Origin of the sequence: Streptomyces sp. NPDC006365 (assembly GCF_042870755.1) — a bacterium.
GTDB classification, from domain to species: domain Bacteria; phylum Actinomycetota; class Actinomycetes; order Streptomycetales; family Streptomycetaceae; genus Streptomyces; species Streptomyces xiangluensis.
On sequence record NZ_JBIAHS010000010.1, the window covers coordinates 222,584 to 240,819 of the forward strand.

At 71.3% G+C, this 18,236-nt stretch carries 14 protein-coding genes; 4 read left to right on the plus strand and 10 right to left on the minus strand.

The genetic code is table 11. From position 1 onward, the window contains the following. Window positions 1-34: 34 nt before the first annotated feature. Window positions 35-1,306 carry a glycosyltransferase gene (locus ACFYO0_RS26985; RefSeq protein WP_388680879.1) on the minus strand — a complete coding sequence of 424 codons (1,272 nt, stop codon included), beginning with the start codon at window positions 1,304-1,306 and terminating at the stop codon, window positions 35-37. A gap of 293 nt (window positions 1,307-1,599) precedes the next feature. Between ACFYO0_RS26985 and ACFYO0_RS26990 the strand changes: the two genes are divergently transcribed. Continuing rightward, window positions 1,600-2,475: an SDR family NAD(P)-dependent oxidoreductase gene (locus ACFYO0_RS26990; RefSeq protein WP_388680882.1), complete on the plus strand. Its 876-nt coding sequence runs from the start codon at window positions 1,600-1,602 to the stop codon at window positions 2,473-2,475. Between the two features lie 112 nt (window positions 2,476-2,587). On the opposite strand, the gene ACFYO0_RS26995 is transcribed toward ACFYO0_RS26990, so the two are convergent. Then, on the minus strand, window positions 2,588-3,271 hold the full coding sequence (locus ACFYO0_RS26995) for a TetR/AcrR family transcriptional regulator (protein ID WP_388680884.1): 684 nt from the start codon (window positions 3,269-3,271) through the stop codon (window positions 2,588-2,590). Between the two features lie 191 nt (window positions 3,272-3,462). Here ACFYO0_RS26995 and ACFYO0_RS27000 point away from each other — a divergent pair, with 191 nt between their 5' ends. Beyond that, the gene (locus tag ACFYO0_RS27000) at window positions 3,463-4,497 is read left to right on the plus strand and encodes a medium chain dehydrogenase/reductase family protein (RefSeq protein WP_388680887.1); all 1,035 of its coding nucleotides are present in this window, start codon (window positions 3,463-3,465) and stop codon (window positions 4,495-4,497) included. Window positions 4,498-4,779: 282 nt separating this feature from the next. Here the strand turns inward: ACFYO0_RS27000 and ACFYO0_RS27005 are convergent, their stop codons facing one another. Continuing rightward, a complete protein-coding gene (locus ACFYO0_RS27005) occupies window positions 4,780-5,181 on the minus strand; it encodes a ChaB family protein (RefSeq protein ID WP_388680890.1) in 402 nt (133 codons plus the stop codon). A gap of 86 nt (window positions 5,182-5,267) precedes the next feature. Here ACFYO0_RS27005 and ACFYO0_RS27010 point away from each other — a divergent pair, with 86 nt between their 5' ends. Both ACFYO0_RS27010 and ACFYO0_RS27015 read left to right on the plus strand, forming a co-directional pair. Beyond that, on the plus strand, window positions 5,268-5,399 hold the full coding sequence (locus tag ACFYO0_RS27010; RefSeq protein ID WP_388680892.1) for a hypothetical protein: 132 nt from the start codon (window positions 5,268-5,270) through the stop codon (window positions 5,397-5,399). A 144-nt stretch (window positions 5,400-5,543) separates the two neighbouring features. Continuing rightward, the gene (locus ACFYO0_RS27015; protein ID WP_388680894.1) at window positions 5,544-8,114 is read left to right on the plus strand and encodes a SpoIIE family protein phosphatase; all 2,571 of its coding nucleotides are present in this window, start codon (window positions 5,544-5,546) and stop codon (window positions 8,112-8,114) included. Between the two features lie 24 nt (window positions 8,115-8,138). Here the strand turns inward: ACFYO0_RS27015 and ACFYO0_RS27020 are convergent, their stop codons facing one another. The 7 genes from ACFYO0_RS27020 to ACFYO0_RS27050 all read right to left on the minus strand — a co-directional run bounded on the left by ACFYO0_RS27020 (window position 8,139) and on the right by ACFYO0_RS27050 (window position 18,223). Further along, on the minus strand, window positions 8,139-9,302 hold the full coding sequence (locus ACFYO0_RS27020; protein ID WP_388680897.1) for a substrate-binding domain-containing protein: 1,164 nt from the start codon (window positions 9,300-9,302) through the stop codon (window positions 8,139-8,141). A 69-nt stretch (window positions 9,303-9,371) separates the two neighbouring features. After that, window positions 9,372-10,490 carry an ABC transporter permease gene (locus tag ACFYO0_RS27025; protein ID WP_388680900.1) on the minus strand — a complete coding sequence of 373 codons (1,119 nt, stop codon included), beginning with the start codon at window positions 10,488-10,490 and terminating at the stop codon, window positions 9,372-9,374. Next, window positions 10,487-12,034 carry a sugar ABC transporter ATP-binding protein gene (locus tag ACFYO0_RS27030; protein WP_388680903.1) on the minus strand — a complete coding sequence of 516 codons (1,548 nt, stop codon included), beginning with the start codon at window positions 12,032-12,034 and terminating at the stop codon, window positions 10,487-10,489. Before ACFYO0_RS27030 ends, ACFYO0_RS27025 begins: the two co-directional genes overlap by 4 nt. Before the next feature lie 146 nt (window positions 12,035-12,180). Continuing rightward, window positions 12,181-15,066: a SpoIIE family protein phosphatase gene (locus ACFYO0_RS27035; protein WP_388680905.1), complete on the minus strand. Its 2,886-nt coding sequence runs from the start codon at window positions 15,064-15,066 to the stop codon at window positions 12,181-12,183. A 205-nt stretch (window positions 15,067-15,271) separates the two neighbouring features. Continuing rightward, entirely contained in the window at window positions 15,272-15,817 is a 546-nt protein-coding gene (locus tag ACFYO0_RS27040) for an O-acetyl-ADP-ribose deacetylase (RefSeq protein ID WP_388681023.1), read from the minus strand. Between the two features lie 5 nt (window positions 15,818-15,822). Continuing rightward, window positions 15,823-17,232: a phytoene desaturase family protein gene (locus ACFYO0_RS27045; protein WP_388681025.1), complete on the minus strand. Its 1,410-nt coding sequence runs from the start codon at window positions 17,230-17,232 to the stop codon at window positions 15,823-15,825. Window positions 17,233-17,377: 145 nt separating this feature from the next. Next, complete coding sequence (locus tag ACFYO0_RS27050) at window positions 17,378-18,223, minus strand: inositol monophosphatase family protein (protein ID WP_388680908.1); 846 nt, start codon at window positions 18,221-18,223, stop codon at window positions 17,378-17,380. Between the last annotated feature and the right edge of the window lie 13 nt (window positions 18,224-18,236).

Consider the following 18,236-nt stretch of genomic DNA (forward strand, 5'->3'; position numbering starts at 1 on the left):
GTCGTGGTGGGCGTCGGCGGCCACCAGCTCGGGCTCACATGCGGCGTATGGCCGATCCGATGGCCGCCGCCTCGTACCAGACCGGCAGCAGGTCGTCGGCGAACACCTGAGCCCAGGTGGGGTGCCGGTGCCGGGCCGTGGCGACCGCCCGCTCCCCCACCACATCGCGCAGCTCCGGTCGCGTCACCAGCTCGGTCAGCACCTGCGCCCAGCCCTCCGCGTCGTCGTGCCGTACGACCAGGCCGTCCCGCCCCGGCCCGGCCAGCCACTGCGTGGTCCGGGCACCCGCGGGCAGCACCACGGGGAGGCGGCAGGCCATCGCCTCGGCGACGACATTGCCGACGGTCTCCGTCCGGGACGGGAAGGCGAACACATCGCATCCGGCGTACACCCTGGCCAGCCACTCCTGAGGCTGCGGCTCGAGCAGCGTCACGTCGCGGCCGAGCAGCTCCGCGACCCGGCCCCGGTCGGCACCCGTGCCGACCATCAGCAGATGTACGGCATGCCCCCGACGTCTCATCCGGTCCACCGCCTCGGCGAGCAGCAGGGCACGCTTGGAGGCGTCCACGCGGCCCACGAACAGGATGAGCGGCCGGTCCAGGGGCACGCCGTGGGTCCGGGCGAGGGCGCCGCGGGCCCACGGATCGGGCCGGAACCGCTCGCGGTCGATGCCGCGCCGCAGCTGGGAGACCCGGTCCGGGTCCGTCAGCGCGGTGATCTTGGCGCGGTCGTTCGGCGAGGCGACCAGCACCCGGTCGCACATCCGGATCAGCCGGTCACGCCGCCGCCGGGCCAGCCAGGCGACCGCCTCCGGCGCGCCCCCGCCGGGGAACCGCCCGTCCATCCAGGCCAGGGCCGGGGTCCTGCCGAGCATCTGCTTCAGGTACACGGACGCCAGGGCTGGGACGTCCGTGTGGAGCGAACCCACCACGCCCGGTCGTGCCGGTGTCCTGCCCCGGTCAGCGCGGCGGACCAGCAAGGCCGCCGTCGAGGCGAAGGCGAAGGTGTGCGTGAGGTGCCAGACGTCGTGACGGGGCAGCAGTCTGGACAGCCCGGGGTGGAAGGGCGCGAGATCGACGATGTCGACTCCGCCGACCGCGGGCATCAGGGCCGCCGTGCTGAGCACCGGCCGCAGGCTGACGAACCGTACGCGGGGCGACAGCGGCTCCACACCCTCCCGCTCGCCGAGGACGTACACGGTCAGGTCGACACCGGCGCCGGGCCCGGTGTGCCGGGCCGCGGCTTCGGCGAAGTGCTCCCAGCACTTGACGTGACCGCCGGCCGCGCCGTTCCTGAGCAATTCCACGAGGACAGCGACGGAGGGGACAGGGTGGTGCGCCCGGCCGGTACCCGGAAGCCCGTACGCCTCGGCGAAGGAAAGTCCGGAAGGTTCCGAAAGCCCGGAAAGTGAATCGCCCATGACACTCGTAGTACCCCTCGGCCTGCGCTTCCTACCAGGGATTGGGGCAGGTGGGCGCGAGCGGCGACGTACGACTGCCCGTGCACGGGCCGGGCGGGCAGGGCAGTCTCTTCGTACACTGAGCCCGGAGTACCCCGTCACCAACCGACATATGGCCCCGGTTGCAGAGGACGACTACCGTGCCCCACAACTCATCCCCAACCGGCTCCGCAGCCACCGGGCCCATCGGCACCACGGCCGGGACGGACACGGACACCCACCCGCACCTGGCCGATGCGTCGGCACCCGCAACGAGCGTGGCCCTGGTGACGGGCGCCTCCTCGGGCATCGGCGCCGCCGTCGCGCGGCGCCTGGCGGCGGAGGGCAACTGGCACCTCGTACTCAACGGGCGCGACCGGACGCGGCTCGAGCGGGTCGCCCAGGACCTCGACCAGAGCGCCAACGACACCTCGGCCGCCGCCTTCCCCACGGATCTGGCCGAGCCGGGAGCGGACCGGCGGCTCGCCGAGTACGTTCTGGACTCCGCCGGCCGGGTTGATCTGCTGGTGGCCGGGGCCGGCATCGGCTGGGCGGGGCCGTTCGAGACCATGCCGCCGGGGGTCATCGACGAGGTGTTCTCCGTCGATGTACTGGCGCCGGTGCATCTGGTACGGCTCCTGCTGCCGGGCATGGTCAGCCAGGGCACCGGCCGCGTGGTGCTCATCGGCTCCGTCGCGGGCTGCCTCGGGGTCCGTGACGAGGCCGTCTACTCCGCCGCCAAGGCCGCCCTCGGCACCTTCGCCGAGGCGCTCCGCTACGAGTTGCGCGGCACGGGCGTGGGCATCAGCCATGTCATGCCCGGGGTCGTGGACACCCCGTTCTTCGAACGACGCGGCGCTCCGTACCTACGCTCGCGCCCCAGACCGGTACCGGCCGAACGAGTCGCCGAAGCCGTCTGGCAGGCCATCACCCACAACCGCGACGAGGTGTATGTACCTGGCTGGCTCCGTCTGCCCGGCCGGCTGCACGGCGCGGCACCGGCGCTGTACCGGCGTCTCGCGGCCCGGTTCGGCTGACGCTGCCGCGCGGCCGGGATGGACTTCACCGAAGTCAGCACCCTGGACCGGACCGGCTGCGTGATCGGCGCGAGCATCGCGGGACTGTGCACCGCGCGCGTGCTGGGTTCGGTCAGTGGGGCAGCAGGCCGTTCAGCTCGGCCGTGAACAGCAGGGAGGGGTCGAAGCCCATCCCCGTGAAGTGGCCGGCGAGTTCCAGGGACAGCACGCCGTGCAGCCGGGTCCAGAAGGAGAGGGCCCGGTGCAGTGCGGCGGGCGGGGCGGAATGCCCGCGTGCCCACTGGCGGTGGTGCTCGAGGTGGTCACCGAAAGCCGTCGCCGCGTCCGTGCCCGCCGAGCCCGCCGAGCCCGCCGAGCCCGCCGAGCCCGCGGACGCCGCCGCGCAGGCGTCGAGCAGGGTCGACATGATCTCCGACGCGAGCGCGGTCACGTCGTCGGGAGCGTGATAGCCGGGTACGGGCGTGCCGTAGACCAGGAAGTACCGCTGGGGATCTTCGAGGGCCCACCGGCGCAGCGTGTGCGCCAGTCCGGCCAGGTCGGCGCCCTCCTCGCCGGCGGCGCGGAACGCCGTGGCCTGGCTGCGGTACGCGTCCCTGATGAGCTCGGTGATCAGTTCATCGCGGCTGCCGAAGTACCGGTAGAGCGCCGGGCCGCTCATGCCCATCCGCTTGGCGATCGCGTTGAGGGACAGCGCGGACGCCCCAGCGGTGGCGATCTGCTCCCACGCCCGCTCCTTCACTTCCTCGCGCACCTGCGTCCGGTAGCGCTCGCGGGGGGTCTTCGAGGTTCCTGTCATGTCCGCCTCTCTGTTGCCTGCATGCCAGCAGCCCCTTCGGAGTTAGAACCTATCACTGTCGCCATTGCTTCTAATTAAATTTCGCGCCGGGCCTTGACGGACCCCAACACCTCCCGCAAGCTGGTTACACCTTCTAACGAAGGCAACTTCTTCTAACACGTCACATCGCACCGCATTCAACGGAGGTCGTCATGAGCGTCGGAGAACTCGTCGAGGTGGTCCTGCCGGGCAAGGTGGAGCCGGACGGGCTCGAAATCCGGCACGGATCCGTGCCGACGGCGGGCGCAGGACAGGTCGTGATCCGCATGGAGGCGACCGGAGTGTCCTTCGCCGAGCAACAGATGCGCCGCGGCCGGTACTACGACCAGCCGCCGTTCCCCTTCGTGCCCGGCTACGACCTCGTCGGGACGGTTCTGGCGGCCGGCGCGGGTGTGCAGCCCAGCCTGGTCGGCAAGCGGGTCGCCGCGCTGACGAAGGTCGGCGGCTGGGCGAGTCACGTCGCCCTCGACGCGGCGGACGTCGTGGAGGTGCCCGCCGGTGTGGGCGCGGCGGAGGCGGAGACCGCAGTGGTCAACGGCATCACCGCCTGGCAGATGCTGCACCGCAAGGCACGGGTGCGCGCCGGGCAGACCATTCTCGTCCACGGCGCCAACGGCGGCGTCGGCTCGCTACTGGTCCAGCTGGCACGCATCGCGGGAGTACGAGTGATCGGTACGGCGTCCGCGCGCCACCACGGCGCGCTGCGGAAGCTGGACGTGATCCCGGTCGACTACCGGTCCGAGGACGTACCCTCACGCGTCCGGGAACTGGTCCCCGGCGGGGTGGATGCCGTGTTCGACCACATCGGCGCGCGCAGCGTGATCGACTCGTGGCGGCTGCTCGCGCCCGGCGGCACGCTCGTCTCGTACGGCAGCGCCGCGACCCGGGACGACTCGGGATCCAAGCAGTGGCCCGTACTCAAGATCTTGTGCCGGGTGTGGCTGTGGAACAGCCTGCCCAACGGCCGTCGCGCGTACTTCTTCAACGTCTGGGCCGGGCGGGCCTTCGCCAAGGACCGCTTCCGCGCCCGCCTGCGCGCCGATCTCAGCCAGGTGTTCGCCGCTCTGGAGCGCGGCGAGGTCACCGCCCAGATAGCGGCGGAGCTGCCGCTGACCCGTGTCGCCGAGGCCATGCGGCTGGCGGAGTCCGGCACCGTCACGGGAAAGGTGGTGCTGGTGGCGCCGTGACCCGCACCGAGCCCTTGCACGCCGCCCTCCCCGACGGCGGCGACGGCAGCTCCATCCGTGGAGTCGCCGCCTGGTGGGCTGAACCGGCCGGACCAGAACCGCCTTCCCCGACGCCAACGCTCCGGCTGAAAACCGGGCCCACGGTGTTGAACGGTTCACCCATGCTCATGCAGCCGGCGCTACCGCCTGGCGGAGCTCGGTCATCTGCACCGATACCGGTCTTCCGGCGCCTTTCCACGTATACGGCACTCGCTGCCGACCACCTCAGTGGCCGCGGCCGGTTCAGCTTCGGGCCTTGCGGGTCTCGGAACGATTTGCCTTGCGTATGGCGTCCAACAACTCGGACTTCGTCATACGGGACCGCCCCTCGACACCGAGTCGCTTGGCCACGTCGTACAGATGCTGCTTGGAGGCCTGCTCGTCCACCCCTTCGCCGCTGCGCCCGCCCTGCTGCCGCGGGCGTGCGGCCAGCGGATCGGACGGGCCTTTGCGCCGCTTCTCCTTGCGCTCCCAGTGATCGCCGACCTTCTCGTACTTGTGCTTGAGTGCCGAGTAGGCCACCCGGTGCGCCCGCTCCCCCTCGCCGTACTGCTCGACGGCGGAATCATGCGCCTTGACCCAGGTGCGCTGCGCGTCCTTGGGCGACCGATCCAGAGTCGACGGCAGTTCCTGCTGTCCCGGCACGGGACTCACCTCCCCTCTCCGGTCCGGTCGGAGCGAAAGACGAGTGCCCGGCTCACTTTGGAAGAAACGGCAGACCCTGCGCCTCGGTGGCCACCGGAGACCGCAGGACACCCAAAGCGATCACGCCGATGCCGAGGACGGAGTGCAGCCGGCCGTCCGCCGTCTTCAGCGGCACTGGCATCGCCGTCGTGGCCGACGAACGCGCCGTACAGCTGTAACAGGCAGAACGCCGGCCGAGGCGCACCGGGGTTGCCCGCACCGTCTCCACGGCGCTTCCGCCCTCGCTTCCAGACAGACAAATGACCGTCAAAGACCGAAATTCGCCCTAAAATGGAACAAATACTCAAAATGATCGAGGTAGCGTGTCGGCCAGGGGTGAGGCATCGAGTTCGTACCCGTTCGGCGCCGCGAGTGTCGGCGAAGCACTCGAGCGCGACGACGCCCTGGTCAGTGCCGTCACCAGTGCCATGAAGGTGACCGGAGCGCATGCCGGAAGTGTGTTCCTGCTTTCCGGCGACCGTCGCTCGCTCGTACTGACGGCGACGTGCGGGGCACCGCCGTCCCTGCTGGGCGGGTGGCGCCGGATCCCGGTGAACAGCCGTATCCCGGTGGCAGAGGCCTACCGCTCCGGGAACTTCGTCCACCTGGCCGGCGCCGAGGAGACGATGCGGCGCTTCCCTCAGCTCTCGGTCGCCATGCCCTACCCCTTCGGCTCTGCCTCAGTGCCCGTGCGCGCGGGTGAGCGGACCTTCGGCGCGATGGCCGTGCTGTGGACGCCCAAACCGGACGGGGCCGGGCTGTCCAGAGTGCAGCGTCGGCACCTGCGCTCCGCGGCCGACCGTCTGGGCAAGGTCCTCGCCGGGCTGAGCGGCAGCCAGGCGCTCGGCGAGTGCGACGAGCGTGCCGATCCGGTGGTGGTCCCCCTGCCGTCCCCTCCGGCGACACGGGTCGGCCTTTTCGACTGGAACCTCGACACCGGAGCCCTTACGGCCGACGACGAGCTGTGCGCGATCTTCGGAATCCCTCCCCGCGAGTTCGACAGACGTGCGGCCACACTGGCGGCCAGGATCGAGCCCGCGGATCTGCCCGGCTTTCGGTCCGCCGCCCGTGCCGCGGTCCAGGAGGGCCATATGCTCGCGCACTGCCTGCGCATCCGCGACGGCGGCGGGGGTGGCCGCACGGTCGAGCTGTGGGGACGGGTGCCCGAGAACCTGGGCAACTCGCAGGCGTCGCCCCATCTGGTCGGCGCCGTGCTCGACTCCGGGAGCGGTATGGCCGCCGTGGCGGCGATCGAGCGACTCGCAGACGGCTTCTTCGCGCTCTCTCCGGACGGGCGTCTCACCTATGCCAACCACAGCCTGGAGAAGCTGCTGCGGGCCCGCCAGGACGAACTGCTCGGTCAACGCCCCTGGGACGTACTGCCCTGGCTGGCCGATCCCGTCTACGAGGACCGCTACCGGGCCGCCGTGGTCTCCCAGCGACCTGTCTCCTTCCTGGTCCGCCGACCGCCCGACGAGTGGCTCGTATTCTCCCTCCACCCGGGCGCGCAGGGCATGACGGGATGGGCGGCGCTCGTGAGGCAGCCGGTTCCGGCCGGGGCCGCGCCCGGGACGGCCGTCGCGGGGGAGGGACCGCCCCTCTCCCTGTCACCCGCGGCCCCCCGCCTGGGTGCCCTCTACCGCGTACTGCAGCTGGGCAGCGCCCTCACCGAGGCGGTCACGGCGCGCGAGGTGTGCGACGCCGTCGCCGAGCAGTTGCTGCCCGCTTTCGGCGGCCAGAAGCTGGCGATCTCCGTGGTGGAGGAGCGGCGCCTGCACCTGCTCTCACAACGTGGCTACCCGGAACGCTTTCTCGCCCGGTTCGAAGGCACCCCGCTGCATGCCCGACTGCCCATGACGGACGCGCTGACGTCCGGGGCCCCGCTGTTCGTCGAGTCTCGGCAGGAACTCCTCGAGACGTACCCCGGGATCCCTCTCGGCGACTCCAACTCCTGGGCGTTCCTGCCGCTGATCGCCTCCAACCGTCCGGTCGGCGCCTGCATGCTCGGCTTCGACGACGTCCATCGGTTCCCCGGCGAAGAGCGCGGAGTGCTCACCGCGCTGGGAGGCCTGATCGCCCAGGCCCTCGAACGTGCCAGGCTCTACGACGCCGAATTCGCCCTCGCCCGCGGCCTGCAGAACGCGTTGCTGCCGCACCGGCTGCCCACGCTGCCGGACCTTCGCGTCACCGGGCGCTATCTTCCGGGCACCAGGGAGATGGACATCGGCGGCGACTGGTACGACGTCATCCCCACCGGCGAAGAGGTCGCGCTGATCGTCGGGGACGTCGAGGGGCACAACGTCCCCGCCGCGGCCGCAATGGGCCAGCTGCGCAGCGCGGTACGGGCCTTTGTCACCGCCGGCCACCGACCTGGCGACGTCGTCGCCGACACCAACCGGCTCCTCCTCGACGACCTCGGCCCGGCGCTGCTCGCGAGCTGCTGCTACGCCCGCTTCCACCCCCGCTCGGGAGCCCTGGCCATCGTCCGCGCGGGCCACTGCCCACCTCTGCTGCGCCTGCCCGACGGACGCGCCGAAATCCTGGATGTGCCGGGCGGTCCACTGCTCGGCGTCGTCGACACGGCCGAGTATCCGGAGTCGGAGCTGCGCCTCGCGCCCGGATCGGTCCTGGCCCTGTACACCGACGGGCTGGTCGAGAGGCGCGGCTCGGACATCGGTTCCGGCATCGAGCGGCTCCGGGCCTCACTGGCCCACACGGGCGGGGACGGCCTGAAGGATCTGGCCGACGGGCTACTGCGAGATGCCAGCCAGTCCGCCGACAGGGCGGACGACATCGCGCTCCTGCTCACCGAGTACGCCCCTCCCCCGCCCCCACAGACGGCTATGGAGCGACCCTCCGCGCGCGCTGAGCCGAGCCCGTCGGCGGAGGGGTGAGCGGGCGGCACCCCGATGCCGCTGTTACCTGCCCCAGATCTTTCGGTACGCCTCCCGGTAACCCGACGGGTCCCAGGTCGTGTCCCCGGCGCTGTTGGCGGCCGTGGTGAGGTGGACGGGGGCTACATATCCGCTGGCGGGTCGGCTGGAGAAAGCCCGGTTGAACTCGTCGACGATCTGCCAACCCTGCAGCGACAGTGGCTCCGGGACGGTAGCAGCCTGGTACTGCTCGCTGTTGATGCGCTGGAAGGCGGAGGGGTCGCCGTCGCCGGCGCCGATGTTGAAGGGTGGGCCGGAGCCCTTCTTACCGGCTGCCCGGAAGGCGGGGGCGGCGTCGGCGAAGTACAGGTCGTTGATGGCGATGGAGTAGGTCCACTTGCTCTGGAAGCGGGAGAGGAGGGAGGAAATCTCCCGGGGGGTGCGGCTGCTGGCGTCCGGGATCGGGATGTTCTCCTGCGCCAGCAGCTTCACACCCGAGCAGGTGGCCAGCTCCTTCCTGATCAGGTCGGACTTGTTCTTGGCGAAGGGGATCGAGGCATCGGTGATGAGCACGACCCCGGCGCGGCCGTTGGAACGCGAGATGATCCACTGAGCGCTGATTCCGGCCACGTCCTCGACCCGGGTGGTGACGTTGGTGAAGAGCTTGGGCCTCTGACTGGGGCCGGGCGAAGCGACCGCGTGCCAGCCGATGAGCGGGATGCCCGCCGCGTTGGCCCGCGCGACCTGCTGCGAGGTCGAGTCGGGGTCGAAGCCGCCGATGACGATGCCCGAGGGCCTGAGGGCCACGGCCGCGCTCATCGCCGCCTGGATGCCGGCGGGCGTGCCCCCGCCGTCGATCACCCGGACGTTCCAGCCGATGACCCGCGCGGCTTCCCTCACTCCATTCGCGGTGCCCGCGACTCCGGGATTGGTCATGGTCTGGGCGACGTAGACGATGGTCTTGCCGGACACCGCCGTGGGGCCGCTGGTCGGTCCGTCCCAGGGGGCGTCGGTTTTCTCTGCCTGTCTGACGGCGGCCTGGGCCCTGGCGTGGGCCGCGGGGCAGCCGCTCGGGCCCGTTGCGGAGTCCCCCTCGCCTGTCGACGAGCCGCGTTCGCAGCCTGCAAGGACGGTTACCGCTGCCAACAGGGTCGCGGAGGCGGACCGAGCCGTGAAGACGCCGGGGGTGGCCTTGCGGTTGCACTGCACGGGAGCTCCTCATGGAGGGATGGGCGGGAGGATGCGTCCAAGGTCACGGAGGTGGTGCCGTGGAGTGGGTCATGGAGCGGTACCCGCTGTGCCACCGTCCTGCGTCGGTGGTGGCTGCGGTGGGGGCGGCACGACGGGTGAATCGCGGGCCGCGACCGCGCCGGTGCGCAGGCGGCGGGCGGAGTAGCCGGCCAGGCCGACGGCGATGAGCAGGGTGCCGCCGTAGAACAGCGGGATCGTCCAGAAGTCGGCGCCCATCTGGCCGATGCCGGTGAGGCCGACGGCGAGGACGGCGACGGCGACTACGGTGCCCATGGCGTTGGGGCGGCCGGGTTTGATCGCGGTGGAGCCGAGGAGAGCACCGGCGAAGGCGGGCAGCAAATAGTCGAGGCCGACGCTCGGATTGCCGATCTGCTGCTGGGCCGCGAGCAGCACCCCGGCGAAGCCGACGATCAGCCCCGATGCGGCGAAGGCGTAGACCGAGTACTTGCGGGTCGGGATGCCGACGAGGGCGGCGGCGCGGGGGTTGGAGCCGATGACGTACAGGCACCGGCCGAGCGGCAGCCGCTCCAGCACCAGCCAGAGCGCGACCGCGAGGGCGAGCACATAGAAGGCGGGGACCGGAAGGCCGAGGAACGTGGAGTCGTAGATGTCGGTGAAGGCGGCCGGGAGGCCTTGCGGGCCCGGGACGATCCGGCCGCCGTCGGTGATCCAGCCGGTCGCGGCGTACATCATGCTGCCGGTCCCGAGAGTGGCGATGAAGGAGTCGATCCGGCCGAACTCGACAATGACACCGTTGAGGACGCCTACCACCGCCCCTCCAATGATCACCGCGAGGCAGGCGAGAGGCCATGGCCACCCGTCGTTGACGACGAGCTGCATCACCATGACGTGCGCCAGGCCGAGGCCGTAGCCGATGGAGAGGTCGAACGCGCCTGTCACGATCGGCACCATGGCGGCGAGCGCGAGGACGGCCGGGATCGACTGGGTGGACAGGATCGAGTCGATGGTGTCCGCGGTGGGAAAGGTACGCGGCAGTGTGAGGGAGAAGATCAGGAAGAGCAGGGCGGTGAGGGCCAGAAGGCCGTAAGTGCCGATGAGGTGCCCGCCCTGCCTCTCCAATCGGCTCAGCGGGCCCGGTCGGTGCCGTGGGGACGGGGACGAGGGGGGAGGGGGCGAGGCGGTCATGAGTCCGTCGTGCTTCCGGAGGGGGGCATGGCCGAAGCTGCCCGGGTGAGCCCGGCGATGGTGAGGTCCGGACCGCTCAGCTCGGCCGTCACAGCCCCGCGGACGAAGACCAGGGCACGTCGGCACACGCCCGCGACCTCCTCGAAATCGGTGGAGATGAGCAGCACCGCGAGGCCGGCGGCCAGCGCCTCCTCGAGCAGGCCGTAGATCGCGGCCTTGGCGCCGATGTCCACGCTCGCCGTCGGCTCCTCGAGGACCAGCAGGCGCAGGCCCACCCGCAGCCACCGGCCGATCATGACCTTCTGCTGGTTTCCGCCGGACAGGGTGGCGATGGGGGCCTCGCTGTCGCGGGGACGCACCGAGAACCGTTCGATCAGGGTGGCGGCCTCGGCGCGTTCGCGGCGGGGCCTGATCCAGCGCAGCGCCGGCAGGCCTCCCGCGCGGGGGTTGGCCAGGAGGTTCTCCCGTACGGTCAGCTCGGTGGCGCATCCCTCCTGCTGTCTGTCGCCGGTCACGAAGCCGACGCCGAGGCCGACGGCGTCGGCGACCTTGTGGGGGCTGTACCGCCGGCCGCCGAGGAGTACGCGACCGTCGAGGATGGGCCGGGAGCCGACGAGGGCCCGGCCCAGGTCCATGTGCCCGGCGCCCGAGAGGCCGACCAGACCCAGGACTTCCCCGGCCTTGAGTTCCAGGCTGACCGGGCCCGCGCCGGCGGTCCGTACGCCGTCGAGGGTCAGTACGGCCGGGGCGTCGGCGGGGGCCGTGGCGGGGCGGTAGTCGGTCAGTTCCTCGCCGACGATGTCGTGCACCAGGCGGGCGGGGCTGTGGCCGGCCAGCGCGCCATGGCTGACGAGGTGACCGTCGCGCAGGACGGCGAAGGCGTCGGCGACCTCGTACACCTCGTCCAGGCGATGGCTGACGTAGAGGATGCCGTGCCCCCGGTCGCGCAGGGCGTGCAGTACGTGGAAGAGCCGGGCGCAGTCCGCGGCGGGGAGCCGGGCGGTCGGCTCGTCGAGGACGACGAGCTTCGCCCGTCCCGCCAGGGCTCGGGCGATGGCGACCAGCGAACGCTCCGCGGGGGCGAGCCGGGCGATCGGCGCGTCGGGGTCGAGATGTCCGGCGACGATCCGCAGTGCGTCGGCGCAGCGTTCACGGGTCCGCGGCCAGGAGATCAGTCCGGCGCGGCGCGGATACCCGGTGCTCAGGGCGATGTTCTCGGCCACCGTCATCCACTCCACCAGACCGAGGTCCTGGTGGATGAACGACATGCTGCGGGAGGCCGCGTGGGTCCCGAGCGGGTGCCCGGCCACGGTGATCTGCCCCGCGTCGGCGTGGTGGACGCCGGCGAGCACTTTGATGAGCGTGGACTTTCCGGCGCCGTTGGGGCCGAGAAGCGCCAGGACGCTGCCGGCGTGGACATCGAGGTCGACCCCGGCCAGCGCGAGGGTTCCGCCGAACCGCTTGTCGAGCCCGCGGATGCGGACCAGAGGTTCCGCTCCGGAGGCCTGGATGGCCTCCGGAGAGGTGTCGGGAGCATCATGCACGGACATCTCCCGGGGGTCGGCCTTGCGAGTTCTTCCCGACTTTCATCAGGGATACTAGCGGGGCAAATAGCAGCATTTTAGACATTTGACAGTATCTGGTGCCCCCCGAACGGGTCAGGGGGCACCAGAGCGCCGTGCGCAGGCCCTCAAGTTGCGTCGAGCCCGCATTCGGCCCAGATGACCTTGCCCTCCGGGGTGTAGCGGGCACCCCAGCTCTGCGCCAGCTGCGCGACGAGGAACAGGCCACGGCCCCCCTCGTCGGTGGCGGCTGCCCGGCGCAGGTGCGGGGCGGTGTTGCTGGTGTCGTAGACCTCGCAGATCAGGGTGGGGCCATGGATCAGTCGTACCCGGATAGGCCCGGAACCGTGGCGGATGGCATTGGTGACCAGCTCGCTGAGCAGTAGTTCCGCGACGAACGCGGCCTCGTCGAGTCCCCAGTCGTCCAACTGCCGGATGGCGTTGGCGCGGACGTCGCTGACGAGGGCCGGGTCGGCGGGCAGGTCCCAGTCGGCGATCCGGTGGGGGTCCAGCGCGTGGGTGCGGGCGACGAGCAGTGCGATGTCGTCGCTGGGGTGGGCGGGCGCCACCCTCTCCAGGACCGCCTCACAGGTCTCCTCGGGTGTGCGCTCGGGGTGGGCCAGGGCTCCGCGCAGGCTGTCGAGGGAGACGTCGATGTCGCGGTGCCGGTCCTCGATGAGTCCGTCGGTGTAGAGGACCAGCTGACTGTGTTCGGGGAGGTGGATCTCGGCGGTTTCGAAGGGCAGACCGCCGAGGCCGAGAGGCGGCCCGGCGGGCAGGTCGAGGAATGACACGGTGCCGTCGGGGCGGACCAGCGCGGGCGGAGGGTGACCGGCGCGAGCCATGACGCACTGCTGCGAGGTCGGGTCGTAGATGGCGTACAGGCAGGTCGCGCCGACGATGCCGACGCCGTCCGCGGCGGGATCCTCTCGGTCCAGGCGCCCCACGACATTGTCGAGGTGGGTGAGAACGTCGTCCGGAGGGAAGTCGAGTTCGGCGAAGCTGCGTGCGGCGGTGCGCAGTCGGCCCATGGTGGCGGCGGAGTGCATGCCGTGGCCGACGACGTCGCCGACGAAAAGGCCGACACGGGCGCCGGAGAGGGGGATCACGTCGTACCAGTCTCCGCCCACATCGGATTCGGCGGGCAGATAGCGATGGGCGACCTCGACGGCTTCCTGATCGGGCAGACCCTGCGGGAGCAGGCTCCGCTGCAGGGCCAGGACCATGGTGCGTTCGCGCGTGAAGCGCCGGGCGTTGTCCATGGACAGAGCGGCACGGGTGGCGAGCTCGTGGGCCAGCGAGCGGTCGTCGTCTCCGAAGGGGGCGGCGTCCTGCGAGCGGTAGAAGCTGGCGACGCCCAGGACTACTCCGCGGGCGACCAGAGGGACCGCTATGAGGGAGTGGACCTGGGTCAGCAGCTGCTCGGTGTGCTCGGGGTCCTTGGCGAGCCAGCCCGCGGCAGCCTTCAAGTCCGGCTCCAGCACGGCCTGCCCGCTGGTCAGACAGCGCAGCTGGGGCGCGGTCGGGCCGAAGTGGACCCGCTTGCCGACCGGGCTGAAGTGACCGTCGTCGCGGATTCCGTGGACCACCGCACGACGCAGGTCACTGCCGGGGTCGGCGGACTCCTCGCCGCGCAGTACGGCCTCGGGCAGGTCGATCGTGGCGAAGTCGGCCAGTCGCGGAACCGCCGTCTCGGCAAGTTCCTCGGCGGTGCGGCGCACGTCCAGGGTGGTGCCTATACGGGCGCTGGCCTCGGACAGCAGCTCCAGGCGGCGTCGCGCCGCCAGGGCGTACTTTCCCACCTCCGGCTCCCCCACCAGCACAAGCCCCCTCGCGGGGGGTTGGGAGTCGGGGTGATCGTCCGTCGCACCGGCAACACCGATGGTTATCGCGCCCTGACCGTCCGTGGCGCCCTGGCCGGATGCGGCGTCGGGAGGAAGACCGGACGGCGGAGTGGCGGAGTGGCGCCCGGACGCCGGGGCGCCGGGAACGTACCCGGACGGCTCGACGACAGGGAGGCCTGCGGGCTCGGCGGGGAAGCCGAGCAGTTCGTCGACCCGGCGCGGGAGCGGGAGGCGCTGTCGCGATGAAGGGCCGGGGAGGAGGACCTCGATCGCCATGCCTTCCACCCCGGAGGCACTCGTCATCGGACGGCTCACCAGCGTCACCCTCCGGCCGTCGGGCAGGGACACGTCGACGGCGGCCCGCTGCGCGGAGGAGATCAGCTCGGTGGCCTTCTCCAGGAGGATCGCCCGGTCACGGGGGCGCAGCTCACGGGCCAGTTCGTCCACCCCGACGCCATGGTGAAGGCCGACGGCGGCATCGGCGCCGGTGCCCACGTACGCCCGCAACAGAGCGCGCTCACGCCCGGAACTCTGCTCCAGCAGCCGCCGCTCGATAGCTTCGGCCGCCTTGCGTATCACGGTGACGAGCGCCGGGTCCTCGGCGCTGCGCGGGTAGCCGAGGCACAGGACGCCTTCGATGCGCCCGCTGAGCGGGTCGCGGACGGGAATCGCGCGGCAGGCGCTGGCCTGGGAGCGCTCGGCGAAGTGCTCGGCACCGTGGACCCGGATGAGTTGCCGCTCCGCCAACGCGAGGCCGATGCCGTTGGTGGCGGCGAACTGCTCGGCGAACACGAATCCCGGGACGCGCTGGATCGCCGGGAGGCTTCTGGCCAGGGCCGCCTCTCCGAAACGCCGTAGAAGGACCGTCCCGCTCGCATCCGCGACGGAGATGTTCATCTCGGTGCCCGCGAACCTGGACTGCAGCCGGTCGAGCACCGGGCCTGACGCGCGGACGAGCGGACCGTCCCGGTCGAAGTCCTCACGGAAGGGAAGGTCGGACTGGTCCGGCGAGAGACCCAGGGACCTGCAGCGCTGCCATGAATTCAAGATCGGCGTTCTTACGCCTCCCTCAACCGGCTCGCCCTGCAGAAAACGCTCACGGAAAGTGGCGGGCACTGCGCCACCTGTCGCACGCCACGTCCGCTTCGATTCCCCGTCGGACCGAACCACGCTTCACCTCACTCCCGCTTCCAATAATCCACTATTCGGAAATACCGCAGCATTGATGAGAATACGGGCATTAGGAATGCGAGTCACGGTCCGCGAGGGTCCTCACCCGCGGTGACCGGACGGGATCAGGTCGATGTGTCCAGCAGCGGCCGATCCAGGACTTCGGGGGGCACAGGCGGGACGGGTAAACCGAACCATGGTTCGGTCAGCGGAGCTGCGCGGCGAAGGCCTCGTAGGCCCGCTCGTCGAAGAGGACGAACCTGGCCTCCTCGACCGATGTACGGGTTGCCCGCACCGTCTCCACGGCGATCCGGGCGCCGTCGTCGATCGGCCAGCCGTAGATGCCGGTGGAGATCGCGGGGAACGCGATCGTACGGGCACCGAGTTCGGCGGCGAGCCGCAAGGACTCCCGGTAGCAGGAAGCGAGCAGGTCGGAGCGGTCCTCGCGTCGGCTGTAGACCGGGCCCACCGTGTGGATCACCCAGCGGGCGTCGAGTTCACCCGCGGTCGTGGCGACCGCTTGCCCGGTCGGCAGACCCTTGCCGGTGGGGGTCCCCCCGCTCGAGCGAAGTCGAGAGTGGGGGAGGGAGGCGCGGAGCTTGCGGCACTCGTCAAGGATGGCCGGTCCGCCGCGCCGGTGGATGGCACCGTCCACACCTCCGCCGCCGAGCAGCGAGGAGTTCGCGGCGTTCACGATGGCGTCGACGCTCTGCCGGGTGATGTCGCCCCGGACGAGTTCGATGGCGGTCATGGCGGTCATGACTGGCGCAGCATCCTCCAAACGGCCTTGGCGGCGTTGTGCCCCGACATGCCGTGCACGCCCGGCCCGGGCGGGGTGGCCGAGGAGCAGATGAACACGGCCGGATGCGGTGTGCTGTAGGGGAACAGGGACAGCTTGGGCCGCAGCATCAGTTGCAGCCCGGAGGCCGCGCCGCAGGCGATGTCGCCGCCCACGTAGTTGGCGTTGCGAGCGGCCACCTCGGGCGGGCCCGCCGTGGCGCGGGCCAGGACGCGGTCGCGGAAGCCCGGCGCGAACCGCTCCAGCTGGCGCTCGATGGCGTCCGTGAGGTCTCCGGTCCAGCCGTTCGGCACATGGCCGTACGCCCAGAAGACCTGCTTTCCGTTCGGCGCACGGGACGGGTCGACGACGCTGGGCTGCACGGTGATCAGGAACGGTGCGTCCGGCGCCCGGCCTTCCCGCGAGGACGCGTGCAGGGCGGCGCCGATCTCGGCCGTGTTTGCGCCGATCTGCACCGTCCCGGCGCGGCGGGCCTCCTTCGCGGCCCAGGGCACAGGTCCGTCCAGGGCGTAGTCGATCTTGAAGACGCCCGGCCCGTAGCGGTATCGCTCGTAGTACCGGCCGAAGCCCGCGATCCGGCTGAGGGCGGCGGGCGAGGTGTCGAAGACGTACGCGCGCGCGGGCGGCAGGTCGTCGAGGCGCTTGACCTCGTAGTCGGTGTGGACGGTGCCGCCGAGGTCCTTGAGATACGCGGTGAGTGCGTCGGAGATCGACTGTGAGCCGCCGCGTGCGACGGGCCAGCCGCCCGCGTGCGCGGCCAGCGCGAAGACGAGGCCGACGGCGCCGCTGGCGAAGCCTTCGAGCGGGCCCATGACATGCGCGACCAGACCCGCGAACAGCGTCCTGGCCCGGTCGTCGCGGAATCTGCGCATCAGCCAGGTCGAGGGCGGCAGACCGACGAGACCGAAGCGGGCGAGGGTGACCGGGGCGCGAGGCAGCGCGGTGAGCGGCAGGGACATGAAGTCCCGGGCGAGCGTGTCCCATCTGCCGGTGAAGGGGGCGACCAGCCTGCGGTACGTCCCCGCGTCGCGCGGCCCGAAGGACGCGGCTGTCTCGGCCACGGACCGTGACAGCACGGCCGCGGTGCCGTCCAGGAAGGGGTGCGCCATGGGCAGGTCGTGGTGCAGCCACTCCAGGCCGTACCGCCCGAGTGGCATCGCCTTGAAGGCGGGCGAGTTGGCCCCCAGCGGGTGCGCGGCCGAGCACGGGTCGTGCCGGAAGCCGGGCAGTGTCAGCTCCTCGGTGCGGGCGCCCCCGCCGACCGTCTCGCGTGCCTCGAAGACGGCCACGCTGAAGCCGCGACGGGCCAGCTCCACGGCAGCCGTCAGTCCGTTCGGCCCCGCACCCACCACGACCGCATCGAGCATCGACGGCACCTTCGGACTCCTTTGTCAGCCGGTGGCCATTCGGGTTCAGGATATGCCGGGCCGGTGACAGACCCCCGGGCGCGGGTGGTCGTCTCCGGCCGTCCGCTGCGACCTCCGGCCCGAGTACGGCGCAGCCGCCTGAGGGTCAGGCTCCGCCCGCCAGCAGGCCCGCCACCCGGTGAGCCGTGGCCGCGTCCCGCGCCGCGGTGAAGGGGAGGGTGTTGCCGCCCGTTATACGGAACGGCTCGCCCGCGCGGGTCAGATGCGCACCGCCCGCCTCCTCGACCAGCAGCAGGCCGGCCGCGTGGTCCCAGGCCGCTTCCCAGGAGAAGCCGGTGGCATCCAGCTCGCCGCGGGCGACGGCCAGATACTCGAGGCCGGCGGAGCCGCAGGGCCGGGTCCGCACGCCCTCGGTGCGCAGGCCGAGCAGAGCTCGCTTCTCGTCGTCGGTCGTGAAGTCCGGGTGGGACGTGGCCACTTCGAGCGGGCGGTCCGGCGCGGGCGAACCGGAGCGCAGGGGCACTCCGTCGAGAGCGGCGCCCCCGCCCCGTATCGCCGTGGCGAACAGGTCGAGCGCCGGAGCGTACGTCCAGGAGGCGAGCACCTCGCCGCCCAGCGCGAGCGCGACCAGGGTGCAGAAGCCGGGGTTGCCGTGCACGAACTGCCGTGTCCCGTCGACCGGGTCGACGATCCACACCGGCGCCTCGCCCCGGATCGCCTCGTACGTCAGCGGGTTGGCGTGCACCGCCTCCTCGCCGACCACGACCGAGCCGGGCAGCAGGGCGCCGAGCGTGGCCGTGAGGTACTCCTCGGCCTTGCGGTCGGCGTCCGTCACCAGGTCGTGGGGACCCGTCTTCTCGTCCACCTCGTGCGCGGCGAGCTGCCGGAAACGCGGCATGATCTCTGTCGCCGCCGCCTTGCGGACCGCTTCCTCCACGTCGGACGTGCCGTGCGCGAGAAACTCTTCGATGGTTTCGCTGTCTTCGATCACCACTCCATGAGAG

Coding starts and splice junctions, on each gene's coding strand:
- ACFYO0_RS27000 (WP_388680887.1), top strand. CDS start 3,463: ATGAGCGTCGGAGAACTCGTCGAGGTGGTCCTGCCGGGCAAGGTGGAG.
- ACFYO0_RS26995 (WP_388680884.1), bottom strand. CDS start 3,271: ATGACAGGAACCTCGAAGACCCCCCGCGAGCGCTACCGGACGCAGGTG.
- ACFYO0_RS27025 (WP_388680900.1), bottom strand. CDS start 10,490: ATGACCGCCTCGCCCCCTCCCCCCTCGTCCCCGTCCCCACGGCACCGA.
- ACFYO0_RS27045 (WP_388681025.1), bottom strand. CDS start 17,232: ATGCTCGATGCGGTCGTGGTGGGTGCGGGGCCGAACGGACTGACGGCT.
- ACFYO0_RS27040 (WP_388681023.1), bottom strand. CDS start 15,817: ATGACCGCCATCGAACTCGTCCGGGGCGACATCACCCGGCAGAGCGTC.